This is a genomic window from Paracoccus sp. TRP, from assembly GCF_000185925.1.
Taxonomy (GTDB): Bacteria; Pseudomonadota; Alphaproteobacteria; order Rhodobacterales; family Rhodobacteraceae; genus Paracoccus; species Paracoccus kondratievae.
On sequence record NZ_AEPN01000026.1, the window covers coordinates 20,274 to 40,825 of the forward strand.

Genomic DNA, 20,552 nt, shown 5'->3' on the forward strand with positions numbered 1-20,552 from the left:
TCAGCCCCGCGGAAAGACCAGATGCTCAAGCGGCCCGGCAGGCAGGTGCAGCATCAGAAGTTGCGAGAAAATCGTCCAGACCACAAAGGAAACGGCGATGCCGATCGGGATGGTCATGGCCAGATTGCGCTTGCCAAAGGCCCGGGCGGTAAAGGCAAAGAGCAGCCCCGTGGCGATGGAAAAGCCCGCTAGATTCAGCAGAATCAGCTGTGCCGCCAGACCCGCCACGATCCACAGCACCGGCGGGATGTTCTGTGGTGCACGCAAGGGGAAATCGCCGCGCATGGCCTCGACGGCGGTCCAGATGGCCAGACCGATCAGCGCCACGCCCACCACGCGCGGCACGCTGGCCGGGCCGACGCCCGAATAGCCGCCCAGATCGGCAAGCCGGCTGCTGTCCCACAGCAGCACGGCCCCGATCACCACCAGACCGGCGGCGACGATGAGCGCCGCCGTATCACGGCGGCGCGGCGGTTCATGGCGAGATACGCTCATTTCACCAGACCGATGTCCTTGAGGATGGCGCCGGTCGCGGCCACGTCTTTTTCAAGCTGGGCCTCGAATTCGGGACCGGCCAGATATGTGTCCATCCAGCCCTTGTCGGCCAGCTGTTTCTGCCAGTTTTCGGATTTCACCATTTTTTCGACATCGGCGGTCACCTTGGCCTTCTGCTCGTCGCTCAGGCCGGGGGCAGCGGCGACCATGCGCCAGTTCTCAAGCGTGACGTCCAGACCGGCCTCTTGCAGGGTCGGGGCATCGACGCCTTCAAGCCGCTCGGGCGAGGTGACGGCCAGAAGGCGCAGGGTGCCAGCCTGGATCTGGGCCTCGAACTCGCCCAGAGAGGAAATGCCCGCAGTCACCTGATTGCCAAGGATCGCGGCCAGAGCCTCGCCGCCACCGGAATAAGCGATGTAGTTGATCTTGGTCGGATCGACGCCTGCGGCTTTGGCGATCAGGCCAACGGCGATATGGTCGGTGCCACCGGCCGAGCCACCGGCCCAGCTGACCGCGCCGGGATCAGCCTTCAGCGCCTCGACTAGGCCGTTGATGTCCTGGATGGGCGAGGCGGCGGGAACCACGATCGCCTCATATTCGCCGGTCAGGCGGGCGATGGGCGTCACATCCTTAAGCGAAACGGGCGAATTGTTGGTCAGGATCGCGCCGACCATGACATAGCCGCCGACGATCAGCGTGTCGGGGTTGCCCTTGTTCTGGTTGGCGAATTGCGCCAGCCCGATGGTGCCGCCGGCGCCGGGCACGTTCTGTACCTGCACCGATTTCGAGATGCCTTCTTCTTGCATCACGGTCTGCATGGTGCGCGCGGTCTGGTCCCAGCCGCCGCCGGGGTTGGCGGGCGCGATGATGGTGTAATCGGCCATGGCCGGCAGGGCAGTGGCCGCCGCAAACAGGCTGGCAAGAACGAATTGCTTCATGGTCTTCCTCCGCATCGGGCCGGACGCATCGGCGCCGGTCCCATCATTCGTTTTTCTGGCTTTGGCCCGCATTTCTCCCGGAATGCGGACGTCCTCCTGAACCCGCGCGCAGGCGGGTCCTGTCACCTTTCCAGCACAGAAAGCTGTCATGGACCTGACATGGTGGCGAAAATCGTCGTCGGCGCTATTGCCCGGCCAAAGCACTGTTCCAGCGGCCAAGCAGGCTCGCCCGTGTCGCCTGATCCAGATAGGCGAGCAGGCCGGGACTGACCGGCACCGGCTTCAGCCGCAGCCCGGCCAGATCCTGCATGCCGCCCGCCGGTCCCGGCTGGCCCGAGACCTCAAGGCTGACCGCTGACAGCCGCAGAGTACGTGACAGCAGGCCCTGCCCCTCGGGCGACATCAGAAAGGCCAGGAAATCCGCGCCAAGCCCGGGCTGACGCGCCGCCGCAGGCACCAGCGCCACGCGTGAGACGACGACAGTAAAGTCGCGCGGCAGGATCACACCCACGTCGGGATGGCGCCGCGCCCAGTCGGCGGCATATGAGCCCAGCAGGTTATAGCCCACCGCCAGCCGTCCGTCGGCGATCCGTTCCAGCAGATCGGCCGAGGTCGGGAATTGCTGCACCTCTGCCCGGCCCATGGCACGCACCACCGACCAGATATTTGGATAAAGCTCCTGATCGCGGGCCAGAAACAGATAGCCCACGCCCGAGCGCGCCACGTCATAGGTGCCGATCCGGCCCCGCGCCCCGGCCGGGTGTTCGGCCATCCAGCGCATCAGATCGGCGCGTGTGGCCGGAGGTTCGCGCCCGGCAAAGCTGGGCTTGTGATAGGCAAAGACCGCGGGTTCAAAGGTCAGCGCATAGGCGGTGTCGCGCCAGTTTGCCCAATCGGGCCAGTCGGGCGTGTCCGGGGTCTCGACCGCGCGGGCATAGCCGTCGTTGGCCAGTTTGACCTGCAGATCCATGGCCGAGGAAAAGGCAAAATCCGCCGTTCCTGTGCCTGATCTGGTCTCGGCCACGATGCGGTCGTGCAGCTCGGTCGTCAGCAGGTTTTCATAACGCACCGTGACGTCCGGGTGCCGGGCCTGAAAGGCCGCAATCAGCGGTGCGGCCAGATCATTGTCGAGCGAGGAATAGATCGACAGCTCTTGCGTCTGATCGTCGGGGGCCGGGAACAGGGTAACCTGCGCGGACACGCCGCCTGCCCACAGCGTAAGTGCCGTGGCGATGGCTGGCATGATACGGTCGAACAGGCGCATGATCTGCGACTTTGCCAAAGCGGTGGGCCGTTCACAAGTCTGCCTTGCGCCGCTAGGGTGCGTCGCAAGGGGGAAACCATGCGCATCCTGCTTGTCGAGGACAACCTGTCGCTGGCCGAGGGGCTGACCGCCCTTTTGCGGCAGTCAGGCTATGCGGTGGATGTGGTCCATGACGGGGCCTCGGCCGAGGCGCTGGCGGCGGCGGAAAGCTTTGATCTGGTGATCCTGGATCTGAACCTGCCCCAGATGGACGGGCTGGAGGTCCTGCGGGCAATGCGCGCGCGGCGCAACCCGGCGGCGGTGATGATCCTGACCGCCCGTGGCGCGCCCGAAGAGCGGGTGCGCGGCCTTGACCTTGGCGCCGACGACTACCTGATCAAACCCTTTGACATCGGAGAGTTCGAGGCCCGCATCCGCTCGCTTCTGCGGCGTCAGGCGGGGCTGCGCAACTCGACCGTCAGCTTTGGCGATCTGGTGCTGGACCAGACGGCACGCAGCTTCATGCTGGCGGGGCAGCCTCTGGACCTGCCGGCGCGGGAACGCGGGTTGCTGGAGCTGCTGATCATGCGCGCCGGCAAGGTGGTGACGCGCGACGCCATTGTGCAGTCGCTGACCTCGCTTGAGGATGACCTGTCCGCGAATGCGATCGAGCAATATGTCAGTCGGCTGCGCAAGCGGCTGGCTCCGGCCGGGCTGACGGTACGCACCGCGCGCGGCATCGGCTATTTCCTTGACCGGGCGGCGCCTTGATCCGGCGGCCCTTTTCCCTGCGTCGCCGCCTGCTTGCGTGGCTGTTGCTGGCGACGCTGGTGCTGGGAACGGCGGCCCTGATCGACACCTGGCGCGAGGCGGTGCGCATGGCCAACGCGCTGGCCGACCGGGTGCTGGCGGGCTCGGCCCTTGTCATTGCCGAGCGCGCCTCGCTTGACGAAAACGGCCGTATCGCCATCGAGATCCCTTATGGCGCGCTGGAGATGCTAAGTTCCGCCGCGCAGGACCGGGTGTTTTACCGCGTCGATGGTCCGCCGGGCCATATCGTAACTGGCTATGGCGATCTGCCCATGGCACCGGCGCGTCCGGGCAGCGGACCGGCCTATGCCGATGATGTTTTCCGGGGCGAGCCGGTGCGGGTGGCAAGCCTTGCCCGTGCCGCCTCGACCGGGATCGACGAGGTGCCCTTTGTGGTCACCGTGGCCGAGACCACAAATGCCCGGCGCGAACTGACGCGGGCAATCCTGATGCGCTCGGCCCTGCGGCTGGGGCTGATGATTGCCGGGGCGGCGCTGATCGTCTGGATCGCGGTGACCCTGTCCCTGCGCCCGCTTTACCGGCTGAGCGAAGAGATCGCGGCCCGCAGCCCCGATGACCTGAGCCCGATCGGGACGCAGGTGCCATCCGAGGTGCGCGGGCTGGTCGCGACGGTCAACGGGTTCATGCGCCGGTTGGGGGCGGCGCTGGACGGGATGCGCAATTTCACCGGCAATGCCGGGCATCAGCTCAGAACGCCCCTGACTGTGGTACGCACCCAGCTGGCGCTGGCGGCACGGGCCGCGACCCTGCCCGAGGCGCAGGCCGCTGCCGCCAAGGGCGATGCCGCGGTGGCCCATGCAGAACGTATCCTTGCCCAGCTTTTGCTGCTGGCTCGGGTGGATACCGCCGAGGGCGCGGCTTTGGCCGCCCCGCTGGATCTGGTGGCTCTGGCCCGCGATCTGACCGCCGAACATATCCCCGCCGCAGCCGAGGCCGGGATCGACCTTGGCTTTGAGGGCGAGGGGTCGTTGCTGGTCCGGGCCGAACCCCTGTTGCTGGGCGAGGCACTGAGCAACCTGATCTCGAACGCGCTGCTTCACGCAGGACGGGCGGCGGTGGTGACTGTCCGCGTCAGGCGCGACGGCGGCGCGGCGGTTCTGGAGGTCGAGGACAACGGCCCCGGCATCCCGACCGGGGCGCGTGCCGCCGCCGTCAGCCGTTTCAGCCGGGGTGAGACGACCGGGCCGGGCATGGGGCTGGGCCTGCCGGTGGCGCTGGAAATTTCCAGTCTTTTCGGGGGCAGGCTGACTTTGGGCGAAGGCGCGGGCGGTGGTGGGCTGCTGGCGCAGATCGCCTTGCCGGTGTTGGCGAGCGAATTCTTCGCGCAGGAAAATGCCGCGATTGATGGGAAACCCTTGCAATCGTGACTGTGATTCGCCATCTTTCGCCCGTTCGCGTCCTCGTGAACGCAGTTTGATGTCCGGGCCCCTCTGGCGGACGTGGCGGCACGTTCGTGATGTCGGCATCGATCTTTTACCAGCCGCCTGGATCTTGTTCTGACATGCAGCAAGGAAACACCCCGTCTGCGGCGGGCTCGACGAATGGAACCCATCGTCCGACCCTGCAATATTTCAAATGGTCGTTCATTGTCACCTTCCTTGGTCTCGCGCTTGGCGCGGTGCTGGGATGGCAGACCACAGGTACTGTCGGTGGTGCACTGACGGTCTTTTTTATCTGTGCCGTGCTTGCGGTGCTGGAAATCTCGCTTTCCTTCGACAACGCTATCGTCAACGCCAACAAGCTGAAAGAGATGACCCCGAAGTGGCAGCGCCGCTTTCTGACCTGGGGTATCGTCATCGCGGTTTTCGGCATGCGGGTGATCTTTCCGCTGCTGATCGTCGTCATTGCTGCCAATATCGGCCCGTGGCAGGCGATGATCCTGGCTGCGACCCAGCCCGACGAATATTCCCGGATCATGCAGGATGCCCATCTGCCTATCGCGGCTTTTGGCGGCACCTTCCTGATGATGGTCGGCCTGAGCTTCTTCTTTGACCACGAAAAGGATGTGCACTGGGTCCGCTGGCTTGAGGACCGCATGCAGCGCTATGCCACCATCCGCGGCATCGAGGTCGCGGTTGTGCTGGTGACGGTGCTGATCTTTTCGCGCTTTCTGGAGGGGGCCGAATCGCAGGTGTTCTTTCAATCCGCGATCTGGGGCCTTCTGACCTTTTTGCTGGTCGAGGTGCTGGGCGGTCTTTTGGACAGTTCGCAGCAGACCTTGCAGGCCGGGGCCAAGGGCGGTCTGGGCGCGTTCCTTTACCTTGAGGTTCTGGACGCCTCATTCAGCTTTGACGGGGTGATCGGTGCCTTTGCGCTGACCCACAACCTGTTCGTCATCGCCATCGGTCTGGGTATCGGCGCGATGTATGTCCGCTCGATGACCATCATGCTGGTCGAGCGCGGGACGCTGTCCGAATACCGCTTTCTGGAACATGGCGCCTTTTATGCAATCGTCGCCCTGTCGGTGATCATGTTCGTGCAACCGCTCGTGCATATCCCGGAGGTCGTGACCGGTCTTGGCGGCGCGACGCTGATCGGTATCTCGCTCTGGTCCTCGATCCGCTGGAACCGCAAAAACTCCGAGGCCGAGGGCTAAAACGCCCCGCCTCATATATGCCTTTCGGGGTCGCCGCCTTTCGGGGTGGCGGCCCTTTTGCTATCCTGTCACTGGTTCGGGACGGGGGCGACATGCGCTATCTGGTTGCTTTTCTGGTCGTGATTGCCGTGGCGGCGCTGCTTTACTGGCGTCATGTGCAACGGGCAGCGGCGGATGACGATGCCGATGTGCAGGCGCTTTACCAGTCTGGCCGGGTGCTGCCATCGGGGCCGTTGCGGGTCTATCATCTGGGCCACAGCCTTGTGGGGCGCGACATGCCGGCCATGCTGGCGCAACTGGCCGGGCAGGGGCATGATTATGCGCTGCAATTGGGCTGGGGCACGGCGCTGAGCGAACATTTTCAGGGTAGCGGGGCGATCAGCGGTTTTGAGCAAGAGAACGCCACCCCGCATTACCGTGATGCGCATGAGGCGCTGAAATCGGGGGAATACGACGCCTTTGTCATGACCGAGATGGTGCGGCTCAAGGATGCGCTGCGTTACAAAGACAGCAGTGCACACGCCGGGAAATGGGCGGCCGAGGCCGCGGCAGGCAATCCCGATACCCAGATCTTTCTGTATGAAAGCTGGCATGCGCTGGACGATCGGCCCGAATGGTTGGGGCGTCTGCCAGATGATCTGGAAACCATGTGGAAGCCCGGACTGCTTTGGCCCGCCACGCGGGCGGCGGGCAGACCGGTCTGGCTGATCCCCGCCGGGCAGGTGATGGCGCGTCTGGTGGCCGAGGCCGAGGCGGGCGGTATCGCTGAGCTGACCTCGCGCGAGGATCTTTTTGCCCGCAATCCCGACGGCTCGCTTGATACGATCCATCCTAATGATCTGGGCATCTATCTGGTGGCGTTGACCCATTATGCGGTGCTTTACGGCAAAAGCCCGGTCGGCCTGCCGCATCAGTTGCTGCGTGCCGATGGCACCCCCGCCGATGCGCCTTCGCCGGAATTGGCGCGGCACATGCAGGAACTGGTGTGGGAAGTGGTCCTGGCCGAGCCTTTGACTGGCATTAATCCATGAAATCCGAACGCTGATTTTACGCTGGATTGAAAATAACCCCGTTGATCCGGCGCTGATTCTGCCTTCTTGGCAGGCATGACTGATTGCATGGCGGGCAACTGCCCGATCGGCGGTCAGCCCTGCGCAGGAGGTTCGATGCTTACCGGGTTCGTGCTGTTCTATGTCGGTGCCGTTCTGTTTCTGAACGGGCTGTGGCTGATGGGCCGTATTGCCGATCGTGAGATCGTCGTCATCAACATTATCACCGCGCTGGTTTCAGGGGCGGCGGTGCTGCATGACGCCTTTGGCGCGGGCGCCAGCGCCGCCAGCATCCGCAATGGCGCGCTAAGCCTGTTGTTCTGCACCACCTACCTGTGGGTCGCCTATAACCGGCTTAGCGGTGTAGACGGGCGCGGGCTTGGCTGGTTCAGCCTGTTCGTTGCCGTAACCACTGTGCCGGTTTTCCTGCGCGCACTTGCGGCGGCAGGTTCGGGGACCGAACTGTGGCTGGCCGCTAACTGGGCTGTCTGGAGTGTTCTGTGGTTTATGTACTTCATGCTGCTGGCACTTGGCCGGCCGATCCAGCGCCAGACGGCGTGGGTCACGCTGCTGGCGGGGATATTTACCGGCTGGCTGCCGGGGTTTCTGCTGCTTGATGGGCTGATCTGATCACCGGAACAGATGCGCCTCATCTATGGCGCGGCGCCAGAAGGCCTCGCGGTCGCTTTCGGGCTGCCAATCCAGCAGGCGCTTGGGCTTGGCGTTGTCGAAAGGCGACAGATGGCCGCGTGACTTCCAATCCGCGCGGGATGCGGGTGCGGCGTCAGGGCGGCGCAGGGCGTAGCGTTTGAGCCCCTGTTTCGCTGCATCGACCAGCCATAGCGCAGTCAGGTTTGAGCCGCTGACCCCGATCCTGGCCCCGGTGCGGCGATGGATGGCCTTGAAATAGTCGCGGCCGGTAAACATCGGCTCACCGATCAGGTTGAAACTTTCGCCGATGGCCTCGTCGCGTTCCATCATCGCGATCAGCCCGTCCGAGACATCATCGGCCAGCACAAAGGGCAGGATATTGCGGCCATTGCCCCACAGCCTGACCGCACCGGCGCCATGCCAGCGCCCGATGCCCCAATGCTGCAACGGACCGCCGTCGCCCAGCACGATGCCGGGACGGGCGATGACCAGCCGCAGGCCCTGCGCCTGCATGGCAAGCAACCGTCGTTCGCCCTCGGCCTTTGAACGGGCATAGATGTTACGGCTTTCCATTTCGCCGAAATCGGTCGCCTCGGTGATCGTACGGGCAGGGTCGGACATATCATATGAGGCGATGGTGCCGGTGTGGATCAGGCGTCCGACCCCTGCGCGAAGCGCGGTGCGGCCGATGTGCTCGGTCGTGGCGACGTCGTTCTCCAGCGCGGCCTGCCAGCTTTTGTCGGTCGATTTTGCAAGGTTGAAAACGCAGTCCATACCCTGCATCGCCTCGGTCAGCGCGTCCTCGTCGCGCAGCGAAACGCCGACAGTCTGGACGTGATCGGCCAAGTCGGCAAAGGGTCCGTTCCCGCCGCGGGACAGCACGCGCACCTCATGGCCACGCTCAACCAGCCTGCGGGTCAGGTTGCGGCCAATAAAGCCGGTGCCGCCGATTACCATGACGCGGGGCTGCGGCATCCCGGCGGGGCGGGCCGGCGCAGCGGGCAGGGCGGGCAGGCGTGCCAGCGCGTCGTCGATGCCCTGCATTACGTCTTGGGCCGATGCGGGGGCAAAGCGCGGATCAGGCTCGCCCGCGCGGATGCCGTCGTAAAAGGCCGAGATCGTGGCGCGGAAACTTAGACCATAAGGGCTTTTCTGGTTCAGGGATGCAGCCTGCCGGAAGGCATTGCGCAGCCCTTCGCGCAGATGCGACCCGGCACGTGACATCTCTTTGATCAGCGGGTTCAGCACCAGATCTGCGGTGTTGTCGCGGGTGATGACCAGCGCGTCCGCCGCATAATCCAGCCGCGCCATCCCGGCCGAGCCGCGCAGGCAGACCGAGCGGTCGTCAAAGGTTTCGACCAGCGACAGGTTGATCGTCACATCCACCTGACCGGCGCGGGCAAGGATGCGCCAGCTTTGCGGGCGCTTGTCGCCGCCGGGCAGGGTGATCCATTGGCCAAGGCTGACATGTTCGATCTCAAGTGGGCCGAACAGGTCCACCGCAAAGGAAAACGGATGCGGGCCCAGTTCACGCAGCAGGTTCTGCGTCTCGCGCAGCATCCACAGCCCATAGGGACCCGAGCGCAGCGGAACCAGCGGCAGTGCCCAGTTGATCTGTGCGCTTGAGACCAGCCCCAGATCACCTGCCTGCACCGCCTGCCTGAGCCGGCCATAACCGGGCAGGCCAAGAAAGTTGTGGCAGGCGCCAAGCTGACGGCCAGCGGCATCGGCTGCGGCGCGCATGGTGTCGATTTCGGCCACCGACAGGGCGACGGGTTTTTCAACCAGCACATGCAGCCCTGCACCCAGGCATTTCACCGCCAGGTCGCAATGCAGGTTCGGAGGGGTCAGGATATGAACCACGTCACAGACTCCGGCCGCGATCATCTGGTCCAGATCGGTAAAGGCGGCGATGCCGTGGCTGGCGGCCAGTGCCCCGGCCGCGTCGCCGGCCGGGTCACAGACGGCGACCAGGCGCGCACCCGGCGCGGCCTTGATCGCATCGGCGTGCCACGAGGCGATATAGCCGGCCCCGATGATTCCGACGCGCAGCTCCGAAGTCATGGCAAACCCCTATTTGTACTCGATAATATGCATGTCATCGCCGCGCTGACGGCGGCGGAAATAGGTCAGCATTCCCCAAAGGCTGGGGATCTTGGCCAGCGTCAGCAGCGCGGCCTGTTCTACCGCCATAGGCCGGTCTTTTAGTCCGCGCCATGTCTTCCAGAAGGACAGGGCGTAAAGCGCCAGCACAGCCACTGACAACCAGCCGCTGACAAATAGCCCCAAAAGGAACAGCAGTGGCAGCACCAGCCCATAGACCCAGACCCGCAGCTTTTCGCGGCGGAAATGCGGCGGGTGCATCGCGCCGACCTGCGCAAAGCCGTGGCCATTGCGGATGGTGCGTTTCCACCACTGGCCAAAACGGGTCATGTCGGCGTCATGCCAGGTCATTTGCTTGGGCAGGCGCAACAGCTTCCAGCCTGCCTTGGCAAGACGCAGGCAGAATTCGTCGTCTTCGGCCGCGATTACGCCCGGGTCAAAGCCGCCGATCTGACGAAAGGCCGCGACGCGCACCATCATGTCGCCACCACAGGTGGCGATGGGGCCGGCGGGGCGGTGCCAGTCCACCTCGCACATCTGGTTATAGACAGATGCCGTTGGGCGGATCTCAGAGCGCCAGCCGGTCACCAGGCCAAGTTCGGGGTCGTCCTGCAAGGCGGCGGCACCGGCCCCGAGCCAGTCGGCCTCGACCCGGCAATCGCCGTCGATGAATTGCACAAGATCAAGCTCTCCGCCCTGCAGCAGCGCCTCGAACCCGGCATTGCGGGCGCGGGCGGCGGTGAATGGGCGGTTGCGGTCCAGCTCGACCACTGTAACGCCAAGGCTGCGGGCAAAGGCAACGCTGTCGTCGCCCGATCCGCTGTCAACATAAACGACCCGCTGGCACAGGGGCACCAGCGAGCGCAGGCAGGCCCTGAGCCTGTCGCCTTCGTTGCGGCCGATGGCTACCGCACCAAGTGTCGGTTCGCCCATGATTCCCCCGGTCTGATGCTGCGGCGAAGCTAGCCGCGCCGCCGCTTGCTCTACAATGCGGCAGGACCTGTCGTTATCGTCATGTTCCGGTGTGTGACTGTGCCGGATCGCACATCGCCGGGCGATCTGCGCCGACTAGGGGGTGATGTCGGGCGCGGCCAGTTCCTGTCGCAGGCTTTGGCGGGCCAGCGCCGAGATCAGGTCGGTCTGGGTCACGATGCCGACAATTCGCGGCCCGTCCAGCACCGGCACCGCGTCGCATTCCCCCGAGGCAAGCAGCGGCAGCAGCGCCGCGATGGGCGTATCGGGCGCAACATGCGGAGAATCGGTCTGCATGATCTCATGGGCGCGGGTGGGGTTCGAGCGGCGCGGGTTCAGCAGGTCCGACATGGCGGACAGGAACCGGCGGTCGTGACGAAAGGCGTCCTCGCGCGCGCGGCGGATCAGATGCAGCTGAAAGATGACGCCGCGAAACTGATTGTCATCCTCGACCACCGGCAGTGAGGTAAAGCCGTGGCGGCGAAAGATATCGGCGACCTGCACCAGCCGGGTCTGAGGCGACACGGTGACAAGGTCGCGCGACATCACATCCGCCGCTGTCAGCGGGCCGGTATGATGGGTGGCTGCCTGCAATTCGGCGGCTCCGATCAGCCGGGCCAGATCCTCGACCCCCAGGTTCAGGGACTGGCGATAGCGTTGCAGGATCTCGGTCAGTTCCTCTCGGGACAGGCCCAGCCGCTCCATCGCCGGGTGATCGGCGGTGCCATGTGGTCCCGGCTCGTCGAACTGGCGAAAAGGATAGCGCCGCCCGGTCAGCCGGGCATAGATCATCGCAAAGCCGACCAGCGCGACCGTCCCGGCCAGAACCGGGGCCAGCACAAAGTGAAAGCCAAGCTCGCGGATTGCATCGGGGCTTAGCGCCGCTGTCATGGCGACAGCACCCGCCGGGGGATGCACCGCCCGCAAAAGGATCATTGCCGTGATCGTCGCCCCGACAGCCAGCGCAATGCAAAGCGCCGTGTCAGACGTCAGCATACAGGCAAGCACGCCGACGGCCGCGGCGATCGCATTGCCGACCACTGCCGACCAGGGCTGCGCCAGCGGGCTGTTCGGCACGGCAAAGACCAGCACCGAGGTCGCACCAAACGGGGCGATCATGTAAAGTCCCAGCTGCAGGTCAATCGCCGGGGACAGCAAAAACAGGCCCGAGATGCCCAGCCCTGCCAATGCGCCGATACCCGCCCGCAGTGCCTCGCGCGCCGAGCCGGGCGCAATCGCCGGCCCAAGTGCCTGCGCAATCTGATGCAGCACGGCCCCGGCCGGTCTGGTCATCTGGGTTGATCCTTCGCGCCTGCCCGGAAAACGGGCTTCCGATGCGCCTAATTGTCGCAGGAACGGGCAGGTTGCAAGTCCCCGGAAGGGCTGAGCGGCAATGACCTCAGCCCAGACGGGCAAAGGCCTCCAGCACAGCGCGTTCGGATTGGTTCAGGTAATCATCAAGCATCCGTGCGGCTGCGGCGGGGTCCCCACGCTCAAGTTTGCCCAGAATTTCGGCATTGCGGGGGATATAGGGCTGGTGCAGCAGTTCGGGGCTGTCGAGCAGACCAAAGGCCAGCCGCAGCTCGGCGATGATCTGGGTAAAGAACTGGATCAGTCGCGGGCTGTCGGTCAGGGCGACGATCGCGGCGTGAAATTCCATATTGGCGCTGCCAACGCCGCGCCAATCGGGGATCTTTTGCAGCTCTTTCGCCTGTTCCACCGCGTTATGCATGCGGGTGACGGCGGCATGGCCGGGCCACGCCTGCGCAAGGGCCGGCACCTCGATCAGCCGCCGCACGCGATAGATATCAAGGATCGAGGCCATCGAGGGTACCGCGACGAAAACCCCCCGGTTCGGCTTATGCCTGAGGATGCCTTCGCGGGTCAGCAGACGGAATACCTCGCGCAGCGTATTGCGCGAGATTTCAAGTTCGGCCGCAAGCCGTGCCTCGGACAGGCGCTGGCCGGGCACCAGGGTCCCGCCGGTGACCTGATCGCGCAGCCGGGCAGCGATGCCCTCGGCAAGGCTTAGGGAAGAGTCGCGGCTGTCCGCTGGCGCGGCGGGTTCCTTGGTCATGGACTGGCGGTCTGGGGCTCGTGCGAGAAAGGTCCGGCGATCTTGGCCGAGAGGCGCAGGGCAGACAAGGCATCGTACGACGATTCGACGGTTTTTCTGGTCCTGCGCAAGCGGGAACAGTATCAGGAGATGGGACAAAAAACTGGCAAAATGCCCAGCATATGGGCAAATCGTTCTTGTCTGCGAACAAAAATGTTCAACAATATCGCATGGAATGTCAAATTATCGTTGACGGATTGTCTTGTTGAATTCACATTCAGGTATTCCCAAGACGCACTCCACCCTTGCAGCAGGAGCAAGACCGATGGCCGAATCCGTCAACTCCCCCTCTGCCGCCTCAGCCGCCGCGCGCGGTGGGTTCATGGCGGCGATCTTCCTGATGGCGACTTCGGCCATCGGGCCGGGTTTCATCACCCAGACCGCGACTTTTACGGCAAAGCTGGGCGCTGCCTTTGCCTTTGCCATTCTTGCGTCGATCCTGATCGACTTTGTGGTGCAGCTGAACATCTGGCGCATCACCGCGCTGACGCGGCGCAATGCCTCGGACACCGCCAATGCGGCGATCCCCGGCTCGGGCTATCTGCTGGCGATTCTGGTGCTGATCGGCGGGCTGGCCTTTAACATCGGCAATATCGCCGGGGCGGGGCTTGGTCTGAACGCGATGTTCGGGCTTGAGCCCAAGATCGGCGGTGCACTGTCGGCGGCGCTGGCCATCGGTATCTTTCTGTCGCGCCGGGCGGGGCTGCTGCTTGACCGTTCGCTGATCGCGCTGGGGCTGTTGATGATCGTGATGACGCTGATCGTCGCCTTTGTGTCGAACCCACCGGTGGGCGAGGCGCTGCGCCAGATGGTGCTGCCCGAGATCGTCGATTTCGCGACCATTACCACCATCGTGGGCGGCACTGTGGGCGGCTATATCACCTATTCCGGCGCGCATCGCCTGCTGGACAAGGGGCTGGTGGGCGAGCACAATCTTGCCGCCGTCACCCGCGCCTCGCTGACCGGGATCGCGGTGACCGGCGTGATGCGTTTCGTGCTGTTCCTCGCCATTCTTGGCGTCGTCGCCTCGGGCGTGACGCTGGATCTGTCGGGTCAGGCTGCGAACCCCGCCGCGCAGGCTTTTGCCGTGGTGCTGGGCGATTGGGGCATGCGGATCTTTGGCCTGATCTTCTGGGCTGCCGCCATCACCTCGGTCATCGGCGCGGCCTATACTTCGGTCAGCTTCCTCGTTGCCTTCCGCAATATGAGCGATCGTGACCGCAACATCGCCACGGTGATCTTTATCGCCATCTCGCTGGCGGTCTATCTGTCGCTTGGCACCGCGCCGGCCGCCATTCTGGTCTTTGTCGGCGGTTTCAACGGGCTGATCCTGCCCATCGGCCTGACCATCTTTACCTATATCGGTTTTGCGCGCGCCGATCTGATGGGCGGGCATATCTATAACCGGCCGCTGCTTGTCGCCAGCGCGCTGGTCTGCGCCCTGACCTGGTATATGGGCATCAAATCCATCGGCCCGATCTTTGCCTTCCTGGGCGCCTGAACCATGATCGCGGTGGGCCCGTCCGGGCCTGCCGCCCGAATTCCCGGAGGAACACATGACCCGCAACATCGACCTGAACAGTGATCTGGGGGAAGGCTATGGCGCCTGGAAGATGGGCGATGACGCCACAATGCTGGGCATCGTCAGCTCGGCCAATGTTGCCTGCGGCTTTCACGCCGGCGATCCGCTGACCATCCTTGCCACCGTGCGTGAGGCGGCGGCGCGTGGCGTGGCGGTCGGGGCTCATGTTTCCTATCCCGACCGTGTAGGCTTTGGTCGCCGCCCGATGGATGTGACCCATGCCGAGCTGGTCGCGGATGTGATCTATCAGATCGGCGCGCTGCAAGGCATCTGTGCCAGCGCCGGCACCCGCGTCAGCTACGTCAAGCCGCATGGCGCGCTTTACAACACCATCGCCGTTGATCCCAAACAGGGCGCGGCGGTGATCGAGGGGATCAAGGCCGTTGATCCGGGGCTTGCCATGATGGGCCTTGCCGGGTCGCAGATCCTGACGCAAGCGGCCGAAGCGGGGCTGCCCACCATTGCCGAAGCCTTTGCCGACCGCGCCTATCGTCCCGATGGCCAGCTGGTCTCACGCCGCGAGGCGGGGGCGGTCCTGCACGACCCCGAGGCGGTCGCTGCACGCATGTTGCGCCTTGCCACCGAGGGCAAGATCGAGGCGGCAGACGGTTCGACCCTGCATCTTCATGCTGACAGCATTTGCGTGCATGGCGACAGTCCCGGGGCGGTGGCCATGGCTGCCCGTATCCGCGAGGTGCTGCTGGCGGGTGGGGTAGCGATTGCCCCGGCCGCGGGGGGCGCGGCATGACGTTGCTGCCCGATCCTGCCTTGGCCCGTGCGGCCCGGCTGGCCTGCCGCGAAGGCGCTGCGCGTCCGACCGCGGGCATGGCACCGGGGTTCACCCAGTGCAACATGATCTCGCTGCCCAGGGACTGGGCCTGGGATTTCCTGCTTTATGCGCAGCGTAACCCCAAGCCCTGCCCGGTGCTGGACGTGACCGACCCCGGCAGCCACCGTACGGCTTTGGCTTCGGACGCTGATCTGCGTACCGATATCCCGCTTTATCGCATCTGGCGTGACGGTGAGCTGGTCGAAGAAACCCCCGACGCGACCGCAGCATGGGCCGAGCATCCCGATCTGGTCACCTTTCTGATCGGCTGCTCGTTCACCTTTGAAACCCCGCTGCAACAGGCAGGGATCGAGATCCGCCACATCTCGCAGGGCTGCAACGTACCGATGTTTCTGACCGACCGCGATTGCCGGCCGGCGGGGCGGTTGCAGGGCAAGATGGTCGTCTCGATGCGCCCCATCCCGGCTGCGCGCGTGGCCGAGGCGGCGATGATCTCGGGCCGTACCCCGGCGGTACATGGTGCGCCTGTCCATATCGGCGCGCCCGAGGCCTTGGGCATCGCCGATCTTGCGCGGCCCGATTTCGGCGATCCGGTCGAGGTCAGGCCGGGCGAAGTGCCGGTGTTCTGGGCCTGCGGCGTGACCCCGCAGGCAGCGGTCATGGCGTCGAAACCGCCCTTTGCCATTACCCATGCGCCGGGCTACATGTTCATTACCGACGTGCCGGACACGCATTGGCAGGTATGAGCATGCGTTTTCTGCCTGTCGGTCCCCGCACATTTCTGGCCGAGCTTGAGGATCTGGATCAGACGCTGGCGCTGTTTGACGCGCTGCTGGCCGATCCGGTGCCCGGCGTGGCCGAGATCATCCCGGCTGCGCGGACGCTGATGATTCGCACTGCCCCCGGCGTTTTTGCCGATGGTCGGCTGGCCAGCGCAATTCTGGCGCGCCAGCCCGCCCCCGGCACGCCGCCCAATGCGCGCGCCAGCGAAACGGTCGAGTTGCCCGTGACCTATGGTGGCGAGGATCTGGCCGATGTCGCCGCCCATATGGGGCTAAGCGAGGCCGAGGTTATCACAGCCCATCAAGAAGCCACCTGGCAGGTCGCCTTTTGCGGCTTTGCGCCCGGGTTCGCCTATATGACCTGCGATGATGCGCGTTTCGATCTGCCGCGCCGTCCTGCGCCGCGCACCCGCATTCCTGCGGGTTCGGTGGCGCTGGCCGGGCGTTTTTGCGGCGTATATCCGAAGGAAACCCCCGGCGGCTGGCAGCTGATTGGCCAGACCGAAGTGCCGATGTGGGATCTGGACCGCGATCCACCCGCGCTGCTGCGTCCCGGCGTGCGCTGCCGTTTCGTGGCGCGAAGGGCCGAGGTCCACCCCTCTGCCGCGATTCCCCAGCCGCGGCCTGCCAAAGGGCTGCGCGTGATCTCGACCGCCTTTCCGATGGTTTTTCAGGACGAAGGACGGCCCGGTCAGGGCGGGCAGGGGGTTTCGGCCTCGGGCGCGCTTGATATGGGCGCGGCTCGGCGTGCAAACCGCGCGGTTGGCAATGCCTCGGACCTGCCGGTTCTTGAAATCACGCTGGGTCCTGTCCGGCTATGTGCCGACCTGCCCATGACCCTGGCGCTGACCGGCGCGGGACAGGCAAGCGTGGCTGGACATTCCATCCCGCGCGGCGCGGCCTTTGCCGTGGACGCGGGGGATGAGATCACGATTGATCCGCCTCAGGCCGGGATGCGCAGCTATCTGGCCCTGCGTGGCGGTTTCCGGGTTGCGCCGGTTCTTGGCTCGGCCGCGACTGATACGCTGGCCCATGTCGGCCCCGATCCCGTTACGGCGGGTGCGGTGCTTGCCCCCGAAGATCATTCGGCCGTCGCCGTGGTGGCCGAGGGGACTGAGCCCGAGTTGCCCAAACCCGGTGATCTGGTCGAACTGCCCGTGATGCTGGGTCCTCGCGCCGATTGGTTCACGCCCGCAATGATCCGGCATTTCCTGACGCAGGAATGGCTGGTGACGCCGCAAAGCTCGCGCGTTGGCATTCGTTTGCAGGGCGATGCGATCACGCGTGAGGACGCGGCCGAGCTGCCCTCGGAAGGGACCGAGACCGGGGCGATCCAGATCCCCCATTCCGGTCAGCCGGTGCTGTTTCTGGCCGACCATCCCCTGACCGGAGGTTATCCGGTCATTGCCACCCTGCGCCCCGAGGCGCTGGATCTGGCCGGGCAGATCCCGCCCGGCGCCCGCATCCGCTTTACCGCCCGCGCCGATTTCGCACCCATCACGCCAGAGAGGCCCGCATGACCATTTTCGCCACCGGCCCCACCCGCCCGATCCGCCGCCTGCTGATCGCCAACCGGGGCGAAATCGCCGTCCGGGTGATCCGCGCCTGCCGTGACGAGGGTATCGAAAGCATCGCCGTCTATGCCGATGCCGACCGCGATGCGATCTTTGTGCGCATGGCCGATCAGGCACATGCCCTTGGCGGCGATACCCCGGCCGAGACCTATCTGGATGCGGAAAAGATCATCGCCATCGCCCGGGCGGCGGGGGCTGATGCGATCCATCCTGGTTATGGTTTCCTGTCCGAGCGCGCGGATTTTGCCCAGGCTGTGCAGGATGCCGGGATGATCTGGATCGGTCCGGACCCCAGCGTGATCGAGGCGCTTGGCGACAAGATCGAGGCCCGCCGCATTGCCGAATCCGTTGGTGCACCACTGGTTGCCGGCACGCCCGGCCCGGTCGAAAGCGCAGCCGATGCGCTGGAGTTTGCCCGCGAACACGGCCTGCCCATCGCCATCAAGGCCGCTTTCGGCGGTGGCGGGCGCGGTATGAAGGTCGCATGGCGGCTGGAAGAGGTCGAAGAGCTTTTCGAATCGGCAACGCGCGAGGCGCTGACAGCCTTTGGTCGTGGTGAATGCTTCATCGAGCAATTCCTTGACCGTCCGCGCCATGTCGAGGTGCAGGTGCTGGCCGACAAGCACGGCACGGTCAAGGTGATCGGCACCCGTGACTGTTCCTTGCAACGGCGCAACCAGAAGCTGGTCGAAGAGGCCCCGGCCCCCTTCCTGAGTGACGACCAGCGCGCGCGGCTGCATGATTCCGCCCGCGCCATCTGTGCTCATGCCGGTTATTCGGGGGCGGGGACGGTCGAATATCTGCTGTCCGCGAATGGCACGATCTCATTTCTTGAGGTCAACACCCGCCTGCAGGTCGAACATCCGGTGACCGAGGAAACCACCGGTATCGACCTGGTCCGCGGTATGATCCGCGTCGCGCAGGGTGCACGGCTGGCCGACGAATCGGTGCCCGAGCCGCGCGGCCATGCCATCGAGTTCCGCATCAATGCGGAAGATCCGGCCCGGGGGTTCCTCCCCACTCCCGGGCCGGTCGAGGTGTTCGATGCCCCTTCTGGGCCGGGCATCCGGCTGGACAGCGGCGTGACACAGGGTTCGGTGGTGCCGGGCAGCTTTGATTCGATGATGGCCAAGCTGATTGTTACCGGAGCGACCCGGCAAGAGGCCCTGCAACGGGCCCAGCGGGCGCTGCGCGAGTTCCGTATCGAAGGCGTGGCCTCGGTCCTGCCTTTCGCCCGCGCGGTGCTGGACCAGTCCGATTTCCGCGCCGAGGGCGGTGATTTCCGCGTTCATACCCGCTGGATCGAGACCGACTTTGCCGACGCCTTGGCCAAGGCGGTCGCGCCTCATGCCCGCGTCGCCCCGGCCCCGCAGGCACCGCTGTTGCGTCTTGCGGTCGAAATCGACGGCAAGCGGCACGAACTGGGCCTGCCAGCGAATCTGCTGGCCGCGTTGCCGGCGGGGGGCGCTGCTGTCCCGCAGGTTGCCGAGGCCGAGGTGGATGCCGCAGTGCTGACCGCCCCGGTTCCCGGCACGCTGACGCTGTGGCAGGTCGAGGATGGGGCCGAGGTCGAAGAGGGTCAGCTTGTCGCTGTGATCGAGGCGATGAAGATGGAAACCCGTATCGAGGCCCATCAATCGGGCAAGCTGACGCGGATCGCCGAACAGGGCGCGGTCCTTGCCTTTGGGTCGCCCTTGGCGCGGATCAGCTAAGGCGCTTTGACATTCCCCGGCGGGCCGTGCCAATTCGGCGTCAAGGTGCCCGCCGGGAAAGATCATGAGCCTGCCGAAACGCCGCCTTTTGACCTTCGCGCTGGCCGCTTTTGGCGGTGCGGTCTTTCTGCTGCTGCATCTGCCGTTGCCGATGCTGCTTGGCCCGATGCTGGCCTGTCTGATCGCGGCGCTTGTGGGCGTGCCTTTGGCTGGGGCGGGACAGTTCGGCATCTTCATGCGCACCATCCTTGGCGTGGCGGTCGGTGCTTCGATCACGCCCGGCGTTCTGGCCGAGTTGCCCGATGTCGCTGCCTCGCTGCTGTTCGTGCCGGGCTTCATCGCGGTGATCGCGCTGGTCGGCTATCCGCTGTTTCGCCGCGTCTTTGGTTTTGATCATGCGACGGCATGGTACGGGGCAATGCCCGGCGGGTTGCAGGACATGCTGGTTTTCGGCGAAGAGGCGGGCGGTGATATCCGCGCCCTGTCGCTGATCCATGCGACTCGGGTGCTGGTGATCGTCACCGTCGCGCCGCTGATCATGACGACATGGTGGGGTGTGGACCTGTCCCAGCCCCCCGGTGCGCCGATGCGTGCCACCGGCCTTACCGAGATCGCGTTGATGATTGCTGCGGGCCTGATCGGCTGGAAGGTCGCCGAGCGGCTGGGCCTGTTCGGGGCCTCGATCCTTGGGCCGATGGTGCTGACTGCGGCGCTGTCGCTGTCGGGGCTGATCACGCATCGCCCTCCGGCCGAGATGATACAGGCCGCGCAATTTTTCATCGGCATCGCGGTGGGGGTGAAATACGCCGGCATTACCCTGCGCGAACTGCGTCTGCATGTGACGGCGGGCATCGTCTATGCGCTGTTTCTGGCCGCGATCAGCCTGATCTTTATCGAGGCGATCGTGCATCTGGGTCTTGCCTCGGGGCTGGACGCATTTCTGGCATTTTTGCCCGGCGGACAGGCCGAGATGGTGGTCATTGCCCTGATCGCCGGGGCCGATCTGGCCTATGTCGTCAGTCACCATCTGCTGCGGATGATCATCGTCATCCTGCTGGGTCCGGTGGTGGGTAAGCTGCTGGGACGGCGTTAGCCGCGGGCCAGGGAAAAAGGGGAGT

At 65.1% G+C, this 20,552-nt stretch carries 18 protein-coding genes; 11 read left to right on the top strand and 7 right to left on the bottom strand.

Features of this window, described 5'->3' with window-relative positions; all coding sequences use genetic code 11:
* The 3 genes from PARACOCCUSGL_RS0114080 to PARACOCCUSGL_RS0114090 all read right to left on the bottom strand — a co-directional run bounded on the left by PARACOCCUSGL_RS0114080 (position 1) and on the right by PARACOCCUSGL_RS0114090 (position 2,697).
* Entirely contained in the window at positions 1–495 is a 495-nt protein-coding gene (locus PARACOCCUSGL_RS0114080) for a tripartite tricarboxylate transporter TctB family protein (RefSeq protein ID WP_010397771.1), read from the bottom strand.
* Positions 492–1,433: a tripartite tricarboxylate transporter substrate binding protein gene (locus tag PARACOCCUSGL_RS0114085; RefSeq protein ID WP_029372301.1), complete on the bottom strand. Its 942-nt coding sequence runs from the start codon at positions 1,431–1,433 to the stop codon at positions 492–494. The genes PARACOCCUSGL_RS0114080 and PARACOCCUSGL_RS0114085 overlap by 4 nt, the downstream gene beginning before the upstream one ends.
* Before the next feature lie 184 nt (positions 1,434–1,617).
* Positions 1,618–2,697 carry an ABC transporter substrate-binding protein gene (locus PARACOCCUSGL_RS0114090; RefSeq protein ID WP_227493392.1) on the bottom strand — a complete coding sequence of 360 codons (1,080 nt, stop codon included), beginning with the start codon at positions 2,695–2,697 and terminating at the stop codon, positions 1,618–1,620.
* 78 nt (positions 2,698–2,775) lie between these two features.
* Here PARACOCCUSGL_RS0114090 and PARACOCCUSGL_RS0114095 point away from each other — a divergent pair, with 78 nt between their 5' ends.
* The 5 genes from PARACOCCUSGL_RS0114095 to PARACOCCUSGL_RS0114115 all read left to right on the top strand — a co-directional run bounded on the left by PARACOCCUSGL_RS0114095 (position 2,776) and on the right by PARACOCCUSGL_RS0114115 (position 7,782).
* Positions 2,776–3,447: a response regulator transcription factor gene (locus PARACOCCUSGL_RS0114095; RefSeq protein ID WP_010397778.1), complete on the top strand. Its 672-nt coding sequence runs from the start codon at positions 2,776–2,778 to the stop codon at positions 3,445–3,447.
* Positions 3,444–4,874, top strand: a complete 1,431-nt coding sequence (locus PARACOCCUSGL_RS0114100) for a sensor histidine kinase (RefSeq protein WP_010397781.1) — start codon at positions 3,444–3,446, stop codon at positions 4,872–4,874. The genes PARACOCCUSGL_RS0114095 and PARACOCCUSGL_RS0114100 overlap by 4 nt, the downstream gene beginning before the upstream one ends.
* A 134-nt stretch (positions 4,875–5,008) precedes the next feature.
* Entirely contained in the window at positions 5,009–6,103 is a 1,095-nt protein-coding gene (locus tag PARACOCCUSGL_RS0114105; RefSeq protein ID WP_010397784.1) for a DUF475 domain-containing protein, read from the top strand.
* 92 nt (positions 6,104–6,195) lie between these two features.
* Positions 6,196–7,134, top strand: coding sequence for a hypothetical protein (locus PARACOCCUSGL_RS0114110; protein ID WP_040602151.1), 939 nt, complete (start codon positions 6,196–6,198; stop codon positions 7,132–7,134).
* A gap of 135 nt (positions 7,135–7,269) precedes the next feature.
* Positions 7,270–7,782, top strand: coding sequence for an AmiS/UreI family transporter (locus tag PARACOCCUSGL_RS0114115; RefSeq protein ID WP_010397788.1), 513 nt, complete (start codon positions 7,270–7,272; stop codon positions 7,780–7,782).
* Here the strand turns inward: PARACOCCUSGL_RS0114115 and PARACOCCUSGL_RS0114120 are convergent, their stop codons facing one another.
* The 4 genes from PARACOCCUSGL_RS0114120 to PARACOCCUSGL_RS0114135 all read right to left on the bottom strand — a co-directional run bounded on the left by PARACOCCUSGL_RS0114120 (position 7,783) and on the right by PARACOCCUSGL_RS0114135 (position 12,955).
* A complete protein-coding gene (locus tag PARACOCCUSGL_RS0114120; protein WP_010397790.1) occupies positions 7,783–9,867 on the bottom strand; it encodes an NAD-dependent epimerase/dehydratase family protein in 2,085 nt (694 codons plus the stop codon). It lies immediately after the preceding gene.
* Between the two features lie 9 nt (positions 9,868–9,876).
* A complete protein-coding gene (locus tag PARACOCCUSGL_RS0114125) occupies positions 9,877–10,839 on the bottom strand; it encodes a glycosyltransferase family 2 protein (protein WP_010397792.1) in 963 nt (320 codons plus the stop codon).
* Between the two features lie 135 nt (positions 10,840–10,974).
* Positions 10,975–12,171 carry an HPP family protein gene (locus PARACOCCUSGL_RS0114130; protein WP_010397794.1) on the bottom strand — a complete coding sequence of 399 codons (1,197 nt, stop codon included), beginning with the start codon at positions 12,169–12,171 and terminating at the stop codon, positions 10,975–10,977.
* A 106-nt stretch (positions 12,172–12,277) separates the two neighbouring features.
* Positions 12,278–12,955 carry a GntR family transcriptional regulator gene (locus PARACOCCUSGL_RS0114135; protein ID WP_010397796.1) on the bottom strand — a complete coding sequence of 226 codons (678 nt, stop codon included), beginning with the start codon at positions 12,953–12,955 and terminating at the stop codon, positions 12,278–12,280.
* 304 nt (positions 12,956–13,259) lie between these two features.
* Between PARACOCCUSGL_RS0114135 and PARACOCCUSGL_RS0114140 the strand changes: the two genes are divergently transcribed.
* From PARACOCCUSGL_RS0114140 to PARACOCCUSGL_RS0114165, 6 genes are all read left to right on the top strand, one after another.
* The gene (locus tag PARACOCCUSGL_RS0114140; protein ID WP_010397799.1) at positions 13,260–14,495 is read left to right on the top strand and encodes an NRAMP family divalent metal transporter; all 1,236 of its coding nucleotides are present in this window, start codon (positions 13,260–13,262) and stop codon (positions 14,493–14,495) included.
* Between the two features lie 55 nt (positions 14,496–14,550).
* On the top strand, positions 14,551–15,324 hold the full coding sequence (locus PARACOCCUSGL_RS0114145) for a LamB/YcsF family protein (protein WP_010397801.1): 774 nt from the start codon (positions 14,551–14,553) through the stop codon (positions 15,322–15,324).
* The gene (locus PARACOCCUSGL_RS0114150; RefSeq protein WP_010397804.1) at positions 15,321–16,112 is read left to right on the top strand and encodes a putative hydro-lyase; all 792 of its coding nucleotides are present in this window, start codon (positions 15,321–15,323) and stop codon (positions 16,110–16,112) included. The genes PARACOCCUSGL_RS0114145 and PARACOCCUSGL_RS0114150 overlap by 4 nt, the downstream gene beginning before the upstream one ends.
* 2 nt (positions 16,113–16,114) lie before the next feature.
* Complete coding sequence (locus PARACOCCUSGL_RS0114155) at positions 16,115–17,668, top strand: urea amidolyase family protein (protein ID WP_138918356.1); 1,554 nt, start codon at positions 16,115–16,117, stop codon at positions 17,666–17,668.
* On the top strand, positions 17,665–19,434 hold the full coding sequence (locus PARACOCCUSGL_RS0114160) for a biotin carboxylase N-terminal domain-containing protein (protein ID WP_010397809.1): 1,770 nt from the start codon (positions 17,665–17,667) through the stop codon (positions 19,432–19,434). The genes PARACOCCUSGL_RS0114155 and PARACOCCUSGL_RS0114160 overlap by 4 nt, the downstream gene beginning before the upstream one ends.
* A gap of 64 nt (positions 19,435–19,498) precedes the next feature.
* The gene (locus tag PARACOCCUSGL_RS0114165) at positions 19,499–20,527 is read left to right on the top strand and encodes an AbrB family transcriptional regulator (RefSeq protein ID WP_010397811.1); all 1,029 of its coding nucleotides are present in this window, start codon (positions 19,499–19,501) and stop codon (positions 20,525–20,527) included.
* Positions 20,528–20,552 lie beyond the last annotated feature (25 nt).

What these genes read in the sequence shown, in the direction of transcription:
- PARACOCCUSGL_RS0114090 (WP_227493392.1), bottom strand. Translation starts at nt 2,697, where the DNA reads ATGCGCCTGTTCGACCGTATCATGCCAGCCATCGCCACGGCACTTACG.
- PARACOCCUSGL_RS0114165 (WP_010397811.1), top strand. Translation starts at nt 19,499, where the DNA reads ATGAGCCTGCCGAAACGCCGCCTTTTGACCTTCGCGCTGGCCGCTTTT.
- PARACOCCUSGL_RS0114120 (WP_010397790.1), bottom strand. Translation starts at nt 9,867, where the DNA reads ATGACTTCGGAGCTGCGCGTCGGAATCATCGGGGCCGGCTATATCGCC.
- PARACOCCUSGL_RS0114085 (WP_029372301.1), bottom strand. Translation starts at nt 1,433, where the DNA reads ATGAAGCAATTCGTTCTTGCCAGCCTGTTTGCGGCGGCCACTGCCCTG.
- PARACOCCUSGL_RS0114150 (WP_010397804.1), top strand. Translation starts at nt 15,321, where the DNA reads ATGACGTTGCTGCCCGATCCTGCCTTGGCCCGTGCGGCCCGGCTGGCC.
- PARACOCCUSGL_RS0114095 (WP_010397778.1), top strand. Translation starts at nt 2,776, where the DNA reads ATGCGCATCCTGCTTGTCGAGGACAACCTGTCGCTGGCCGAGGGGCTG.
- PARACOCCUSGL_RS0114135 (WP_010397796.1), bottom strand. Translation starts at nt 12,955, where the DNA reads ATGACCAAGGAACCCGCCGCGCCAGCGGACAGCCGCGACTCTTCCCTA.
- PARACOCCUSGL_RS0114110 (WP_040602151.1), top strand. Translation starts at nt 6,196, where the DNA reads ATGCGCTATCTGGTTGCTTTTCTGGTCGTGATTGCCGTGGCGGCGCTG.
- PARACOCCUSGL_RS0114105 (WP_010397784.1), top strand. Translation starts at nt 5,009, where the DNA reads ATGCAGCAAGGAAACACCCCGTCTGCGGCGGGCTCGACGAATGGAACC.
- PARACOCCUSGL_RS0114160 (WP_010397809.1), top strand. Translation starts at nt 17,665, where the DNA reads ATGACCATTTTCGCCACCGGCCCCACCCGCCCGATCCGCCGCCTGCTG.
- PARACOCCUSGL_RS0114080 (WP_010397771.1), bottom strand. Translation starts at nt 495, where the DNA reads ATGAGCGTATCTCGCCATGAACCGCCGCGCCGCCGTGATACGGCGGCG.
- PARACOCCUSGL_RS0114130 (WP_010397794.1), bottom strand. Translation starts at nt 12,171, where the DNA reads ATGACCAGACCGGCCGGGGCCGTGCTGCATCAGATTGCGCAGGCACTT.
- PARACOCCUSGL_RS0114145 (WP_010397801.1), top strand. Translation starts at nt 14,551, where the DNA reads ATGACCCGCAACATCGACCTGAACAGTGATCTGGGGGAAGGCTATGGC.
- PARACOCCUSGL_RS0114115 (WP_010397788.1), top strand. Translation starts at nt 7,270, where the DNA reads ATGCTTACCGGGTTCGTGCTGTTCTATGTCGGTGCCGTTCTGTTTCTG.
- PARACOCCUSGL_RS0114155 (WP_138918356.1), top strand. Translation starts at nt 16,115, where the DNA reads ATGCGTTTTCTGCCTGTCGGTCCCCGCACATTTCTGGCCGAGCTTGAG.
- PARACOCCUSGL_RS0114125 (WP_010397792.1), bottom strand. Translation starts at nt 10,839, where the DNA reads ATGGGCGAACCGACACTTGGTGCGGTAGCCATCGGCCGCAACGAAGGC.
- PARACOCCUSGL_RS0114140 (WP_010397799.1), top strand. Translation starts at nt 13,260, where the DNA reads ATGGCCGAATCCGTCAACTCCCCCTCTGCCGCCTCAGCCGCCGCGCGC.